12 protein-coding genes and 2 pseudogenes are annotated in these 14,148 nt (G+C 74.9%); 12 read left to right on the forward strand and 2 right to left on the reverse strand.

Features of this window, described 5'->3' with window-relative positions:
* The first annotated feature begins 107 nt into the window (after window positions 1-107).
* Window positions 108-875, forward strand: coding sequence for a polyprenol monophosphomannose synthase (locus tag ACZ4W5_RS07105; protein WP_360227557.1), 768 nt, complete (start codon window positions 108-110; stop codon window positions 873-875).
* A 120-nt stretch (window positions 876-995) separates the two neighbouring features.
* Here ACZ4W5_RS07105 and ACZ4W5_RS07110 read toward each other — a convergent pair whose 3' ends face one another.
* Entirely contained in the window at window positions 996-1,406 is a 411-nt protein-coding gene (locus tag ACZ4W5_RS07110; RefSeq protein WP_465653456.1) for a winged helix-turn-helix transcriptional regulator, read from the reverse strand.
* A gap of 106 nt (window positions 1,407-1,512) precedes the next feature.
* Between ACZ4W5_RS07110 and ACZ4W5_RS07115 the strand changes: the two genes are divergently transcribed.
* The 11 genes and pseudogenes from ACZ4W5_RS07115 (at window position 1,513) to ACZ4W5_RS07165 (ending at window position 12,977) form a co-directional block, all read left to right on the forward strand.
* Complete coding sequence (locus ACZ4W5_RS07115; protein WP_465653458.1) at window positions 1,513-2,160, forward strand: FMN-dependent NADH-azoreductase; 648 nt, start codon at window positions 1,513-1,515, stop codon at window positions 2,158-2,160.
* Between the two features lie 110 nt (window positions 2,161-2,270).
* Window positions 2,271-3,281: an MBL fold metallo-hydrolase gene (locus ACZ4W5_RS07120; protein ID WP_465653459.1), complete on the forward strand. Its 1,011-nt coding sequence runs from the start codon at window positions 2,271-2,273 to the stop codon at window positions 3,279-3,281.
* A gap of 17 nt (window positions 3,282-3,298) precedes the next feature.
* Window positions 3,299-3,871 (forward strand): annotated as a pseudogene (mobA, locus tag ACZ4W5_RS07125) (molybdenum cofactor guanylyltransferase); the annotation flags it as partial.
* Between the two features lie 113 nt (window positions 3,872-3,984).
* Window positions 3,985-4,266, forward strand: a pseudogene (locus ACZ4W5_RS07130) (DUF6457 domain-containing protein); the annotation flags it as partial.
* Window positions 4,263-5,471, forward strand: coding sequence for a molybdopterin molybdotransferase MoeA (locus ACZ4W5_RS07135; protein WP_465653460.1), 1,209 nt, complete (start codon window positions 4,263-4,265; stop codon window positions 5,469-5,471). The pseudogene ACZ4W5_RS07130 and the gene ACZ4W5_RS07135, both read left to right, overlap by 4 nt.
* Entirely contained in the window at window positions 5,468-6,526 is a 1,059-nt protein-coding gene (locus tag ACZ4W5_RS07140; protein WP_465653461.1) for a potassium channel family protein, read from the forward strand. The genes ACZ4W5_RS07135 and ACZ4W5_RS07140 overlap by 4 nt, the downstream gene beginning before the upstream one ends.
* Before the next feature lie 36 nt (window positions 6,527-6,562).
* Window positions 6,563-7,540, forward strand: a complete 978-nt coding sequence (locus ACZ4W5_RS07145) for an NAD(P)H-quinone oxidoreductase (RefSeq protein ID WP_465653462.1) — start codon at window positions 6,563-6,565, stop codon at window positions 7,538-7,540.
* A 169-nt stretch (window positions 7,541-7,709) separates the two neighbouring features.
* Entirely contained in the window at window positions 7,710-8,525 is an 816-nt protein-coding gene (locus ACZ4W5_RS07150; protein WP_465653463.1) for a hypothetical protein, read from the forward strand.
* 302 nt (window positions 8,526-8,827) lie between these two features.
* On the forward strand, window positions 8,828-9,442 hold the full coding sequence (locus ACZ4W5_RS07155; RefSeq protein WP_360227540.1) for a bacterial proteasome activator family protein: 615 nt from the start codon (window positions 8,828-8,830) through the stop codon (window positions 9,440-9,442).
* A gap of 318 nt (window positions 9,443-9,760) precedes the next feature.
* On the forward strand, window positions 9,761-11,164 hold the full coding sequence (locus tag ACZ4W5_RS07160) for a protein kinase domain-containing protein (RefSeq protein WP_360227537.1): 1,404 nt from the start codon (window positions 9,761-9,763) through the stop codon (window positions 11,162-11,164).
* Between the two features lie 112 nt (window positions 11,165-11,276).
* Window positions 11,277-12,977, forward strand: a complete 1,701-nt coding sequence (locus tag ACZ4W5_RS07165; RefSeq protein ID WP_465653464.1) for a protein kinase domain-containing protein — start codon at window positions 11,277-11,279, stop codon at window positions 12,975-12,977.
* Window positions 12,978-12,981: 4 nt separating this feature from the next.
* Here ACZ4W5_RS07165 and ACZ4W5_RS07170 read toward each other — a convergent pair whose 3' ends face one another.
* Window positions 12,982-14,085: a phosphotransferase enzyme family protein gene (locus ACZ4W5_RS07170; RefSeq protein ID WP_465653465.1), complete on the reverse strand. Its 1,104-nt coding sequence runs from the start codon at window positions 14,083-14,085 to the stop codon at window positions 12,982-12,984.
* Between the last annotated feature and the right edge of the window lie 63 nt (window positions 14,086-14,148).

Genomic DNA, 14,148 nt, shown 5'->3' on the forward strand with positions numbered 1-14,148 from the left:
CATTCTCCACCGTGGTCATCCCGTCGGCGGGCTGTCGGCGGGGCCGCGTTCCAGAGTGCGGGCGACGGTGTTCTGACACTCCCCGCCATCGGCCGAGAGGTTTGTACGTGACCGTGAACCAGCAGAGTTTTGCTGATCTCGGCAGGGTCCTGGTGATCATCCCGACCTACAACGAGGCGGAGAACGTCGAGCGGATCGTCGGCCGGGTCCGTGCTGCGGTGCCCGAGGCCCATGTGCTGGTCGCCGACGACAACAGCCCCGACGGCACCGGTGAGCTGGCCGACAAGCTGGCCGCCGAGGACAGCAACGTCCACGTCATGCACCGCAAGGGCAAGGAGGGCCTGGGCGCCGCCTACCTCGCGGGCTTCCGCTGGGGCATCGACAACGGCTACGACGTCCTGGTCGAGATGGACGCGGACGGCTCGCACCAGCCCGAGGAGCTGGACCGGCTGCTGAGCGCGCTGCGCGGCGCCGACCTGGTGCTCGGCTCGCGCTGGGTGCCGGGCGGCCGGGTGGTGAACTGGCCGAAGTCGCGCCTGCTGCTCTCCCGCGGCGGCTCGACCTACTCGCGGCTGATGCTGGGCGTGCCGATCCGGGACGTCACCGGCGGCTACCGGGCCTTCCGCAAGGAGACCCTGCTGGGCCTGGGCATGGACGAGGTGGCCTCGGCCGGCTACTGCTTCCAGGTCGACCTGGCCTGGCGCACGGTGAAGGCCGGCTTCAAGGTCGCCGAGGTGCCGATCACCTTCGTCGAGCGCGAGCTCGGCGCCTCCAAGATGAGCCGCGGCATCGTGGCCGAGGCGCTCTGGCGGGTGACCTCCTGGGGTGTCGCCGACCGGGTGTCCCGGGCGCGCGGCGGTGCCGCGAAGGGCTGAGCCGCCCCCTGATCGTGTGAAGGGTCCGTCCGCCGGGATACGGCGGACGGACCCTTCGTCGTACCCGGGGGGCGGGCCGGGGGCCGGTGGCCCGCCGGTGAGCGGCCGGGGGCCGGCCGGTCAGCAGCCGCCCCGGAGGGCGCTCTCCGGCAGGTAGCGGTCGGCCCAGACGGCCAGTTCGTTGAGGGCCGGTTTCAGGGCGACGCCGCCCTCGGTGAGCCGGTAGCTGACCCGCAGCGGCGGGCCGGGGTCGACCTCGCGGACGACCAGTCCGGCCTCGGTCAGTTCGGTCAGCCGGTCGGAGAGCATCCGCTCGCTGATGCCCGGGACGGCGCGGCGCAGCTCGGAGAAGTAGGCCGGACCGCCGTTGGTGAGCACGCCCAGCAGCATGCCGGTCCAGCGCTTGCCGAGCAGGGTGAACACCCGGTGGAGGGCCAGGTCGACGTTGGCGCAGCCGCCGCGGTCGGCAGGGGCGGCGCACGCGTCGACCCCGGTCGATACTGCGTCGGTCACTACCTCGGGCTCCGCCATGGATCCAGCGTACTCGACTCGCCACTAGTGACTATAGAAAAGTAAGCTGCTACCGTACTTACAGCTGCAAGGGAAAAGGCAGCTACTTATTCTCTGGAGGACCGGCATGCCCACGCTTCTGCACATCGACTCCTCGGCGCTCGCCGACGGCTCCGTCTCCCGCGAGGTCACGGCCGCCTTCCGGGCCGCCTGGGAGGCCGAGCACCCCGGTGGCACGGTGGTTCACCACGACCTCGCCGCCGACCCGCTGCCGCACCTGGACGCCGTCGGCATCACCGCCGGATACCTCCCGGCCGAGGCGCGCACCGCCGAGCAGGCCGCCGCCTTCGCGCTGCGCGAGCGGCTGATGGTCGAGCTGGAGACCGCCGACGCGGTGCTGATCGGCGCCCCGATGTACAACTTCACGATCCCGTCGACCCTCAAGGCCTGGCTGGACCAGGTGATCCTGATGGGCCGCACCGCCGGCGAGCAGCCCTCCGCCAAGGGCACCCCGGTCACCGTGGTCGCCTCCCGCGGCGGCTCGTACGGCCCGGGCGCCCCGCGCGAGCCGTTCGAGTTCGTCACCACCTACCTGGAGAAGGTGCTGGCCGGCGGGCTCGGGCTGGAGGTCGACTTCATCGTCCCGGAGTTCACCATGGCGCCGAACGTCCCGGCGCTGGCCGAGTTCGTCCCGGCGGCCGCCGAGTCCAAGGCCAGGGCTCTGGAACTGGCCGCCACCCGGGGCAAGGAGCTCGCCGCCCGGGCCGCGGTGTGACGTGCGCCGGACGGCGCGCCCCGCCGGGCGCGCCTTCCGCGCAATCGGCCGCCGGTACTCCCATGCTGTAGGGCGCAGGAAGTCCGACCGCCGACCAGAGGGAGCAGCCCGTGACGTCGTCCCCGCCCGAGGAGAGCGCCGGCGCGGAACGGGTGGACGCCGAGCCCGTCGCGGCCGGACTCCCCGACGACACCGAGCGGACCGCCCGGCCGCTGGAGGTCGCCGTCTTCACCGGGCCCGAGTCGGCCTTCTTCGCCACCTCCACGCTGATCCTCGGCGAGCACACCGCGATCCTCGTCGACGCCCAGCTCACCCGCAGCGCCGGGCGCGAACTGGCCGAATGGGTCGCGGGCAAGGGCCGCCGGCTGCTCGCCATCGTGGTCACCCACCAGCACCCGGACCACTACTTCGGGGCCGAGGAGGTGCTGAGGCTCTTCCCGGACGCCCAGCTGCTGGCCGCCCCGGCCGTGGTCGAGGGCATCCGGCGCACCGTCGCGGCCAAGGTCGCCCAGTGGAAGCCGGTCTACGGCGACGACATCCCGGACCACCCGCTGGTGCCCGCCCCGCTGCTGCCGCAGCCGCTGATGCTCGACCGCCAGGTCATTCCGGTGCTGCTGCTCGGCCAGGCCGACTGTGGGGAGTCCACCGTCGTCCACGTGCCGAGCATCCGGACCGTGATTGCCGGGGACTTCGTCTGCAACGGCACCCATGTGTGGACCGCCGACACCACCCCGGCCCAGCGCACCACCTGGGGCCACAACCTCGGCCGGATCGCCGACCTCGGCGTGGACCGGGTGATCGCCGGGCACCGCGCCCCCGAGCAGGGCGACGACGCGGCCCGGGTGCTCGCCTTCACCGGGGAGTACCTCCGGGACTTCGACCGGCTGCTCGCCGAGCACCCGGACGACCCGGAGGCGCTGGTCACGGCGATGAACGAGCGGTACGGGGAGCTGACCCTGCCGGCCTTCCTGGACCTGGGGGCGGCCGCCAACACCGCCCGGTCCGCCGCCGCTTCGGCGGCCGGGGCGGAGACCGGGGCCGAGGCCGAGGGTGAGGGCGAGGGCAAGACGGCCGGGACCGAGGGAGAGGCCGGGACGGACCGGGACGGGGACGGCCGGTAGGGCGGGATACTGGCCGCATGACGACGCCGTACGACGTGATCGTTCCGGCGGGCGGCGCGGCCCGGAGGCTGGGCGGCGTCGACAAACCAGGCCTGACCGTCGGCGAGACCACCCTGCTGGACCGGGTGCTCGCCGCCTGCACCGGCGCCCGGACCACCGTGGTGGTCGGCCCCGCCCGGCCCACCGCGGGCCCGGGCGTCCGCTGGACCAGGGAGCAGCCGCCCGGCGGCGGGCCGGTCGCCGCCGTCGCGGCCGGGCTCGACCTGGTCACCGCGGACACCGTGCTGCTGCTCGCCGCCGACCTGCCCTTCCTGGACCGCCGTACGGTGGACCGGCTGGTCGCCGCCCTCGACCGGGCCGGACCGCACGTCGACGCCGCCGTGCTGGTCGACGCGGGCGGCCGCGACCAGCCGCTCGCCGCCGCCTACCGCACCGCCCCGCTGCGCGCCGCGCTCACCGCGCTCGGCGACCCGGTCGGGCAGCCGCTGCGCCGCCTGGTCGGCGGGCTGAACGGGCTGCGGGTCGCCGACACCGACAACGTCGCGTACGACTGCGACACCTGGGAGGACCTGGAACGGGCCCGGGAGCGGGAGAAGTCCTGACCTGGGGCCGGGCGGTGGGCGGGCCTCACCCGGCCGGGCCGCCGGTGGTGCGGGAAGCGACGCGCGCCGCACACGGGGCGAACACCTCGGGGAAACCACCGATCGGGCAGCATGGGCGCATGGAGCGCACGCTGGAAGACTGGATCGCCGAGGTCAAGGCCGACCTGGGCATCGACCTGGACGTGGACGTCCGGGGACTGCTCGACCTGGCCCGGGTGGTCGCCCACGGGGTGGCCCGGCCCGCGGCGCCGCTGACTGCCTTCCTGATCGGCTACGCGGCCGCGCAGCAGGGCGGCGGGGCGCAGGCCGTGGCCGAGGCGTCCCGGCGGACCGCGGCGCTCGCCGAGCGGTGGAGCCCGGCCGACGGCCCGGGGGAGCCGTGAGCGAGGTCGGACGGACCACCGTGACCGTTCCCGCCACCGGCCCCGGCGTGCTGAGCTGGTCGCGTGCCCGGGAGGCCGCGCGCCGGGCCGGGCTGCGGCCGCTGCCGGTGATCGGGCTGCCGCTGGCCGAGGCGCTCGGGCACGTCCTCGCCGAACCGCTCGGCGCGCTCACCGACCTGCCTGCCTTCGACACCTCCGCGATGGACGGCTGGGCGGTCGCCGGGCCGGGGCCCTGGCGGGTCACCGGCCGGGTGCTGGCCGGGCGCACCGAGGTGGCGCCGCTGGCCGACGGCAACGCCGTCGAGATCGCCACCGGTGCCCAACTGCCGCCCGGCGCCACCGCCGTACTGCGGCGCGAGCACGGCCGGGCGGAGGGCACGCTGCTGCGCGACAGCGGCCCCCAGCAGCTGACCACCGGCCAGGACGTCCGCCCGCGCGGCCAGGAGTGCCGCCGGGGCGAGGAGTTGCTGCCGGCGGGGACGGTGATCGGGCCGGCCGTGCTCGGCCTGGCCGCCGCCTGCGGCCACGACCGGCTCGCCGTGCGCCGCCGCCCGGTGGTCCAACTGCTGGTGCTCGGTGACGAGTTGCTCGACACCGGGATCCCCGGGCCGGGACTGGTCCGGGACGCGCTCGGGCCGCTGCTGCCGCCCTGGCTGCGGGCGGCCGGCGCCGAGGTGGCCGAAGTCCGTTGCGTCCGGGACGACTTCGGGCTGTTGCGGGACGCCCTGCGGCACTCCACCGCCGACGTCGTGGTCACCACCGGCGGGACGGCCGCCGGTCCGGTGGACTTCCTGCACCGGGCGCTCGCCGAGGCCGGCGCCCGACTGCTGGTGGACGGCGTGGCCGTCCGGCCCGGACACCCCATGCTGCTGGCCGAACTCACCGGCGGGCGCCACCTGGTGGGCCTGCCGGGCAACCCGCTCGCCGCCACGGCCGGCATGGTCACCCTGGCTCTGCCGCTGCTGCACGCCCGCGCCGGCCGGGCCGCCGCCGCGCCCGCGCTCGCCCCGGCGGCCGTCCTGCTGCCCGGGCACCCGGTGGACACCCGGCTGCAACCGGTGCGGCGCACCGCCGGGGGCGTGGTGCCGCTCGCCTTCGACGGGCCCGCGATGCTGCGCGGCCTCGCCCGGGCCGAGGCCCTGGCCGTCGTCCCGCCCGGCGGCGCGGCCGCGGGGGAGACCGTCGAGCTGGTGGAGGCCCCGTGAGCAGGCTGCGGCGGATCTCGGCGCCGGGGACGGAACCGTGGGCGGACGCCGGGATCGTGCTGCCCGCGCGCCGTACCGCGCCCGCCCTCCGGCAGGTCGGCTCGCGGCTGCTGCTCGCGCTGGCCGTGCTGGTCGCCACCTCGGTGATCGTCTACCTGGACCGGGCCGGCTACCACGACAACGCGGGCGGCGAACTCAGCTTCCTGGACGCGGCGTACTACGCCACCGTGACGCTCTCCACCACCGGCTACGGCGACATCACCCCGTACAGCGACGGCGCGCGGCTCACCAACATCTTCGTGATCACCCCGCTGCGCGTGGTGTTCCTGATCATCCTGGTCGGCACCACGCTGGAGGTGCTCACCGAACGGACCCGCCTGCAATGGCGGTTGAACCGCTGGAGGTCCACCGTGCGCGAGCACACCGTCGTCATCGGCTTCGGGACGAAGGGGCGCAGCGCCGTCGACACCCTGCTCGGGCAGGGGGTGAAGGCGGAGGAGATCGTCGTCGTCGACCCCCAGCGCAAGGTGATCGAGCACGCCTCGCAGCACGGCCTGGTCGGGGTGGTCGGTGACGCGACCCGGACCGACACCCTGGTGCGGGCCGCCGTCCCCGCCGCGGCCCGGATCGTGGTCGCCCCGGAACGGGACGACACGGCGGTGCTGATCACCCTGACGGCACGGCAGCTGAACAAGGGCGCCACCGTGGTCGCGGCCGTCCGGGAGGACGAGAACGCACCCCTGCTGCGGCAGAGCGGCGCCGACGTGGTGGTCACCAGCTCCAGTTCGGCCGGGCGGCTGCTCGGGCTGTCCATGCTCAGCCCGCACGCCGGGGCGGTGATGGAGGACCTGCTGACGTACGGGAACGGGCTGGACGTGGTCGAGCGTCCGGTCACCCGGGCCGAGGCGGGACACAGCCCGCGCGAGTGCGAGGAGCTGGTGGTCGCGGTGGTGCGGGGCCGGCGGGTGCTCAACTACACCGAGCCGGAGGCCGCGGTGCTGCAGCTCACCGACCGGGTGATCGTCATCAAGTCGGCCGCGCAGGGCGGGGCCTGAGCCCCGGAGCGCCGTGCGCCGCAGTAGGTTCGGGGCATGCATGCGATGACGATTCCCGTACCCGGCGGCCCCGAGGCACTGGTGTGGGCCGAGGTCCCCGACCCGGTGCCCGGCGAGGGCGAGGTCCTGGTCGAGGTGGCGGCCACCGCCGTCAACCGCGCCGACCTGCTCCAGCGGCAGGGCTTCTACAACCCGCCGCCCGGCGCCTCCCCCTACCCCGGGCTGGAGTGCGCCGGGCGGATCGTCGCGCTCGGCCCGGGCGTGGCCGGCTGGGCCGTCGGCGACGAGGTGTGCGCGCTGCTGGCCGGCGGCGGCTACGCCCAGCGGGTCGCGGTGCCGAGCGGGCAGCTGCTGCCGCTGCCGAAGGGGCTGAGCCCGGAGCAGGCCGCGGCCCTGCCGGAGGTGGCCTGCACCGTGTGGTCCAACGTCTTCCTCACCGCGCACCTGCGGCCGGGCGAGACGGTGCTGCTGCACGGCGGCGCGAGCGGGATCGGGACGATGGCGATCCAGCTGGCCAAGGCGGTCGGCGCCCGGGTCGCGGTGACGGCCGGCAGCGCGGCGAAGCTGGCCCGGTGCACCGAGCTGGGCGCGGACATCGCGATCGACTACCGCGAGCAGGACTTCGTCGAGGCGCTCCGGGAGGCCACCGGCGGGGCCGGGGCGGACGTGATCCTGGACATCATGGGCGCCAAGTACCTGCAGCGGAACGTGGACGCGCTGGCCGTCAACGGGCGGCTGGTGATCATCGGGCTGCAGGGCGGGGTGAAGGGCGAGCTCGACCTCAACGCGCTGCTGCGCAAGCGGGCGGCGGTGATCGCCACCAACCTGCGCGGGCGGCCGCTGGCCGAGAAGGCGGCGATCGTGGCGGCGGTGCGGGAGCACGTGTGGCCGCTGGTGGAGTCCGGGGTGGTGAAGCCGGTGGTGGACCGGGTGCTGCCGCTGACGGAGGTCGGCGAGGCGCACCGGGTGCTGGAGGCGGGGGAGCAGGTCGGGAAGGTCGTGCTGACGGTCTGAGCCGTGGGGCGCCCGGGGCGCCCGGGGCGGCGGGGTACCGGGGCGGTGGGGGCGGGGCTGCCAGGCCGTCCGAAATGCCGCGATTGTCGGACTGTGTGAATCTGGTGCGGAGCTGTCCCGCTGCCGAACCCGCCTCCGGGCGTGGTCGGCCGTCGGAAGGACTCCGACCGTGGCCGCACCCCCGCACGCCGTCCTCGGGCCGCTGCCCGCCGCGCTCCACCACCGTCCCGACCGCTGTGCCCGTCGTCCTCGCCGAGCCCGTCCGACCGGTCGGGCCCGGCGGCTGGTCGCGGCGGCCGTGCTGGGGCTGACGCTCCCGCTGGCCGCCGCGACCGGCGCGGTGGCGGCCCCCGCGCCGGGTGCCTCGGCACCGGCGGGCGCGCGGGCGGACGCTCCGGTGCCGGGCGGCAAGGCGCAGCGGGCGGCGCAGCCCGATCAGTCGGATCAGTCGGATCAGCTGGATCAGGTGGACCAGCTGGACCAGCTGGATCTGTCCGCCCAGGCGGACGGAGCGGACCAGGGCTGGTCCTCGCCGAAGGCCGCACCGCCGCAGTACGGGGTGCCCGACCGGTCGCGCCCCGACCTCGCCGAGCTCAGGGCGCACCGCCACCACCCGGCCGCCGTCCTGGAACGGCCCGACCAGGCCGTCGAGCAGGCGCCGGACCAGGCTCCGGACCAGGCTGCCGCGCAGGCCCCGGACCAGGCCGTCGAGCAGTCCCCCGAGCAGCCGCCCGCGCAGGCCGCGGACCAGGGCGCCCAGGCCGACCGGCCGGACCCGGCCCCGGACACCCCGGACGCCCAGGACCCGGCCGTCGACCAGGACACCGTCACGACGGCCGCCCAGCCGCTGACGGCCACGGCGGCCAGCGGGGTCCTCCCCGCCCGCTGGCAGGACCCCTCCACCCTCCAGCTGCCGCTGGGCGTGGGCCTGGGGCTGATCGGCTGCGGCCTGGGGCTGGTGGGCCTGCGCCTGCGGAAGGGCTGAGGGGGCGGTGCCAAGGCCCGGCGGCGGGCCGGTGGCGTGGAGGTTCCGTGCGGGTTCGCGGGGGACGGGCCCGCGGTGAGGGGTGGGTTTCGCGGGGTGGTCGGGGAGGTGCTGTGTGCGACCGGGCGGCGCGCGGGACGGCGCACGCGCGGGCGCGGACGGTCGGGTCGGGGCGGGAACTGAGTATCCGTACGGATTCCCGGCCGGGCCGCGGGGGCGTACCGTCGTGACGGGGTGGCGCAGGACGGCGGGACGCACGGGGGCTTCCGCCCGACCAACCCCAGTGAGAGAGAATGTTGTTCATGACGAATCCGATGAACGAGCGCTCGTCGCAGGAGCCCTTCCGGGCCGCCGGCGGGCAGTCGCAGGACGGCCAGAAGGTGCTGATCGTCGGACCGGACGGGCTGCCCGTGGGACAGGGGTTCGCCGGGGCGCCGATCGAGGGGCACGAGGACTCGGAGATGCCGCGGGAGCTCCCGGTGACCGAGATGGTCGAGCAGCCCGCCAAGGTCATGCGCATCGGCAGCATGATCAAGCAGCTGCTGGAGGAGGTCCGGGCGGCGCCCCTCGACGAGGCCAGCCGGGTCCGGTTGAAGGACATCCACGCCAGCTCGATCAAGGAGCTGGAGCTCGGGCTGGCCCCGGAGCTGGTCGCCGAGCTGGAGCGGCTCTCGCTGCCGTTCACCGACGACACCATCCCGACCGAGGCCGAGCTGCGGATCGCCCAGGCCCAGCTGGTGGGGTGGCTGGAGGGCCTGTTCCACGGCATCCAGACCGCCCTGTTCGCGCAGCAGATGGCCGCGCGGGCGCAGCTGGAGCAGATGCGGCGCGCGCTGCCGCCCGGCCTGCACGGCGGCGAGCCGGACGAGGAGGAGCCGGGCCAGGGCCGCGGCATCCGCTCCGGCCCGTACCTGTAGGCCCGTAGCTGTGGGCCCGACCCCGCAGGACCGTACCCGTGGGCCCGTGGGTACGGTCCGGGGCCGGTCCGGGGCCGGACGTACCGTGACGGTCCGCCCCGGGCCGGGGCGCGGGGACCGGGCGCCGACGGTCCGGGGGCGGGACCGGCCCTGGGCCGATCACCGTCGGCGGGAGCCGATACCCTGACCCCTGTCGCAGGCCGGTGGAGCCGCCGCGACAGGGGTTCGCCGGGCCAGCGGGCCGGGCCACCACGCACGGACGAGACCGAACGTCACCGGTTGCGGCAGGACCACCGCGCCGAGGGGGAGCAGAGGACCATGAGCGAGCACGGCAACGCGGCGGCCGAGGGCTTCTCCCTGGGCAACGGCCGCTATGTGCTGCAGCGGCTGCTGGGCGAGGGCGGCATGGCCTCCGTGCACCTCGCGTACGACAGCGTGCTGGACCGGCAGGTCGCCTTGAAGAGCATGCACAGCGAGCTGGGCCGGGACGACTCGTTCAAGGAGCGGTTCCGCCGCGAGGCCCAGGCGGTGGCCCGGCTGGAGCACCCGAACATCGTCACGGTGTACGACAGCGGCGAGGACGTCGCCCCGGACGGCTCCAGCACGCCGTACATCGTCATGCAGCTGATCGACGGCAAGGGCCTGCGCGAGGCGATCAACGAGGCGGTCGCCCAGTACGGCGCGATGCCGGCCGACGAGGCCCTGAAGGTCATCGTCGGCGTGCTGAACGCGCTGGAGGCCTCGCACGACATGGGCCTGGTGCACCGCGACATCAAGCCCGGCAACGTCATGTTCGACCGCAAGGGCAACGTCAAGGTCATGGACTTCGGCATCGCCCGGGCGCTGGAGTCCGGGGTCACGTCGATGACCCAGACCGGCATGGTGGTCGGCACCCCGCAGTACCTGTCGCCCGAGCAGGCGCTCGGCAAGCCGGTGGACGCCCGCTCCGACCTGTACTCGGTCGGCGTGATGCTCTTCGAGATGCTCACCGGCCAGCTGGTCTTCGACGGCGACTCGGCCTTCTCGATCGCCTACAAGCACGTCCAGGAGGAGCCGCCGGCGGCCTCCAGCCTCAACCGGTCGATCACCCCGGTGGTGGACGCCTTCGTGGCGCAGGCGCTGCGCAAGGACCCGGCGCACCGGTTCCAGAGTGCGGCCGCGATGCGGGACGAGGCGGAGCGGCTGATCGCCGAGTTGAAGGGCGGCGGCGCCGGGCACGCGCTGCAGGCCAGCTCCCCGCTGGTGATCAAGGAGGGGCCGCGCTCGGTGCACGCCACCCCGCAGGCGCCGCAGACCCCGCACCCGTTCCCCCAGCAGCAGCCGCCGCAGTACCAGACCCCGCCGCCCGCGTACCAGACGCCGCACCCGCAGTACCTCCAGCAGGGCGGCCCGCAGGCCCAGCCGCAGTACCGGACCCCGCCGCCCGCGTACCAGACCCCGGTCCCGCAGGCCCCGCACACGCCGCAGCCCTTCCAGCGGCCGATGCACACCCCGGGCCCGCAGCCGATGCCGCCGTACCAGCAGCCGAAGCCCAGCAGCGGCGGCTGCTCCACGGCCTTCGTGGTGATCGCGATCATCGTCGGTGTGCTGGTGCTGGCCGGCATCATCATCGCGATCGTGGTCAACAAGGCGCAGAACAACACCAACGGCAAGTTCCACTCCGAGCGCCCGGCCGCGGTCGTGGTGGTGGACCCGCAGGCCGACCGGGGCGGTCTGCTCTGACGTTTCCCGCTCCTCCGCGCGTGTCACGGCTGCGCGCCGGAAGCGGTAGCGTTCGGGGATACGTAAGCGACAGGGCACCGCGAATCCGAGCGAACGCCCGGGGCGAGGAGCGATGGCACAGACGCAGCAGCCGGACGACGAGACGGGTGCCCGAGCGAACGGCCGGACCGGCGGCGCGCCGAGGATCCCCGAGCCGGGCAGCGAATCCGCGACCTCCGCGCTGCCGCCGTTCGGCGGTTCGCAGACGCCGGGCCGCGGGGTGCCGATGGGCACGGTCGGCGACGGCCGCTACCGGCTGACCCACCGGCTCGGCCGCGGCGGCATGGCCGAGGTGTTCGCCGCCGAGGACGTGCGGCTGGGCCGCACCGTCGCGGTCAAGCTGCTGCGCGGCGAGCTGGCGCAGGACGACATCGCCCGGGTGCGCTTCACCCGCGAGGCGCACGCCGTCGCGGCGCTCAACCACCATTCGATCGTCGCGGTCTACGACACCGGCGAGGAGTACGTCGGGGACGAGTCCACGCCGTACATCGTGATGGAGCTGGTCGAGGGCCGGACCGTCCGCGAGCTGCTGGCGGACGAGGAGGCGCCGCCGGTCGACCAGGCGCTGATCATCATCGCCGGGGTGCTGGAGGCGCTGGCCTACAGCCACCGCAACGGCATCGTGCACCGCGACATCAAGCCCGCCAACGTGATCATCACCAACGCCGGCGCGGTCAAGGTGATGGACTTCGGCATCGCCCGGGCGCTGACCGGCGGGGCCACCACGATGACCCAGACCGGCATGGTCATGGGCACCCCGCAGTACCTGTCGCCCGAGCAGGCGCTCGGCAAGCCGGTCGACCACCGGTCCGACCTGTACGCGGCCGGCTGCATGCTCTTCGAACTGCTCACGCTGCGCCCGCCGTTCACCGGCGACACCCCGCTCTCGGTGGTCTACCAGCACGTCCAGGACCCGCCGATGCCGCCCTCGCAGGCCAACAGCCGGGTGCCGGTCGGCCTGGACCCGCTGGTGCTGCGCTCGCTCGCCAAGAACCCGGACGACCGCTTCCAGGACGCCGACGAGTTCCGCGCCCACCTGCAGCACGCGCTGCGCGAGATGCACGGCGCGGGCGGGGCCGGCTGGGTCGGCGCGGGCACCGGGCTGCCCGGGGACACCGGGGCCACCCAGGTGCTCCGGCCGGACCAGGCGGCCGCCACCCAGGCCTTCGGCGCGGTCGGCGCCGGTGACCAGACCTCGGTGCTGCCGTACTCCACGGGCGGCCCGCACACCCCCTCCCCGTACCAGGGCGGCGGCTCGTACGGCGGCGGTGGCGGCGAGGACGACCACGGTGACCACGGCGGTCGGCGGCGCGGGCCCTGGGGCTGGGTGGCCGGCGGGATCGCCGTGCTGGTCGCGGCCGGGGCCGGGATCGCCTTCGCGCTCAGCGGCACTGACGTGAAGACGCCGGTGGTGCCCAACACACCCGAGCCGGCGGTCAGCACCGTCGAGTCGACCACCCCGACCCAGAACGGCCAGCCGACCCCGCCGCCGTCGACTTCGGGCAGCCGGCGGCCGCAGCTGCCGAGCGACCCCGGGACGTACAGCGGGAACGGCGGCGGGGGCGGCAACAACATGTCGCCGTCGCCGACGGGGAAGCACACGCCGACCCCGACGCCCACGGCGACCCACACGCCGAGCGCCTCCGCGACGGCGACCGGTGGGGCGAGCACCTCGCCGTCGGCGCCCTCGGGTGACGGTACGGCGTCCTCGAAGCCGCAGCCGTCGCAGACCCCGGTCAAGCCGCCGGTGACGCCGCCGGTCGGCGGCAACTGACGGATCAGTTGGCGAAGGCGTCCAGGACCTGCTCGTACTCCTGGCACCACCACGCCAACTGGCCCGCCGAGGCGGGGTAGAGCGGGTCGGCACGGTGGTCGGCCCGCTGGTAGCGCCACTGGAGCATCCAGAAGTCGTTCAGCCGCTCCCACCAGACCCGGTGGACGGCGGCGGCCAGGTGCTCGGGGGTGGCCGCGCCGGAGGCCCGGTAGGTCTGGGAGTAGCGGCGGACCCGGACCAGGTCGAGGGCGCCGGTGGTGCGGTCGTTGAAGAGCAGGGTGGCGGCCCGGACAGCCTCCTCGGCGCGCGGCTGCGGGCCGAGCTTGTCCCAGTCGAGCACCGCGGTGACCCGCTCGCCGCCGTCCGGGCCCGCGGTGTGGATCAGGTTGAGGCCGTGGAAGTCGCCGTGGGTCCAGCCGGTGGGCGGGGCGGCGAGCGGGTCGGGCCGTCGGTGGGCGTGCTCGGCGAGCAGTTCCAGCCGTTCGTCGAGCCGTCGGACGACGAGGGCGTCCAGCTCGCCGTACGGGCGGTGCTCGCGGGCGCGGCGGCGCAGGTCGCGGGCCAGTTCGGCGCTGTCGAGGGGGTCGGCGCTGCGGTAGCCGTCGGGCTGGTCGAGGGGGGCGCAGACGTCGTCGAGCGCGCCGTGCAGTCGGCCGAGCAGCGCGCCGAGGGCGTCGCACTGCGGCGGTTCCAGCTCCGTACCGTGCCGGTGTCGGCCATCGGTCCAGGGGAACAGGGCGAACAGCCGGCCGTTCAGGCCGGCCACCGTCGCGCCGCGGTCGGAGCAGCTCAGCGGGGGTGCCACCGGCAGGCCGAGGGCGTGCAGGTCGGTCATGGCGCGGTGGTGGGCGAGGATCTTCGGGCGGTTGGCGGTGGCGGCGTCGACGTAGCACTTCAGGAAGTACGCGCCGGCTTCGGTGGTGACCCGGTAACCCCGGTTGAGCAGGCCTTCGGCGACCGGTTCGGCGGTGAGCAGCCGCCCCACCCGGAAGCGGGCCAGGACCTCGGCGAGTGCGCTGCGCGGTACCGGTGGGCTGAGGGTCCCTATCGGCGGTGCGGAGAGGTCGGGGCGGGCCGGGGCGCAGGCGAGGGTCTGGCTGAAAGTCACGTGCAGAGGTTATGGCCCCCTGGTGGGGGCCCTTGACAAACCGTCACATGTGTGAAGGGAAGT

The organism is Kitasatospora sp. NPDC029367, from assembly GCF_055569135.1.

Coding starts and splice junctions, on each gene's coding strand:
- ACZ4W5_RS07155 (WP_360227540.1), top strand. CDS start 8,828: ATGACGAATCCGATGAACGAGCGCTCGTCGCAGGAGCCCTTCCGGGCC.
- ACZ4W5_RS07165 (WP_465653464.1), top strand. CDS start 11,277: ATGGCACAGACGCAGCAGCCGGACGACGAGACGGGTGCCCGAGCGAAC.
- ACZ4W5_RS07115 (WP_465653458.1), top strand. CDS start 1,513: ATGCCCACGCTTCTGCACATCGACTCCTCGGCGCTCGCCGACGGCTCC.
- ACZ4W5_RS07145 (WP_465653462.1), top strand. CDS start 6,563: ATGCATGCGATGACGATTCCCGTACCCGGCGGCCCCGAGGCACTGGTG.
- ACZ4W5_RS07160 (WP_360227537.1), top strand. CDS start 9,761: ATGAGCGAGCACGGCAACGCGGCGGCCGAGGGCTTCTCCCTGGGCAAC.
- ACZ4W5_RS07110 (WP_465653456.1), bottom strand. CDS start 1,406: ATGGCGGAGCCCGAGGTAGTGACCGACGCAGTATCGACCGGGGTCGAC.